Here is a 900-nt window from a genome sequence, read left to right on the forward strand (position 1 = left end):
CAAACAGTTTAAAGGTTGTTGACACTGCTACACAAACACAAGTATCCCCCAATTTTACTGTGGCAGGGGAAACCATTCAGAGTTTTTTAATGAGCGATAACGGAGATTTAATATTTGTTGCGAGAACGAATGCTTCACCCTGGATATTTAAACTAAAGAGGTGGAATGCGGGCTCTGGTTTAACCACTATGCATAACATTACAGTACCCAGTGGTAGCGATTCCTTGTATTTGATCAAGTCATCAATAGATGGAAATAGGTTATTTTATTCTTTGACAACCACAACGCCAACTACAGCCTACAATTATAATGTTTACGACTCAACAACGAATGCGAATTCTACATTAAATCTCGGTGCTGATATAGACTTGGCCAGGCTCAATTACTATAATGGATATTTTTCGGATGATGGACGCTATTTTGTATTGGGTTTCCCAATCAATTACCTATATGACCTTAGCAATGGAAACAGAGTTTTACTTGCCCCTGGACTTGGGTTTGGAGGTAAGGCATCTAGTGATCTTAAGACCTCATATACGAATGATAGTTTAACAGGAGCATTAATAAAGATTGACGGAACTAATTTGTTTTCCACTGCGTTTCCTACAACTGTTCCTGAGCAACCAAAGACTTTCACTTATTCAAGACCTACTCTAAAATCCAATTCGATTGCTTTATCGTGGGGTCATGTGAAGGGTACGGATGGTTATAAACTTAAACGTAATGGATCACTTATTGCTACTTGGAGTGGAACATCGCTACCGAGTGGGGGAGCATCCGGTCAATGGAATTATGCGTATACTTTGGCTGATTTTAAAGATCAAGATACGTTCGAAATTATACCATTCAATAAATTTGGTGACGGTCCAGGCAAACAGCTAACTTTAGTGCCTCCAAAAG

The 900-nt window shown here is 39.1% G+C and carries 1 protein-coding gene; it reads left to right on the forward strand.

What is annotated here, in order from left to right:
* Positions 1–89: 89 nt before the first annotated feature.
* The coding region (locus LRL21_RS44715) for a hypothetical protein (RefSeq protein ID WP_240422204.1) at positions 90–900 on the forward strand (811 nt) is incomplete at its 3' end.

The sequence above is a fragment of the Paenibacillus periandrae genome (assembly GCF_022458865.1).
Classification (GTDB): domain Bacteria; phylum Bacillota; class Bacilli; order Paenibacillales; family NBRC-103111; genus Paenibacillus_S; species Paenibacillus_S periandrae.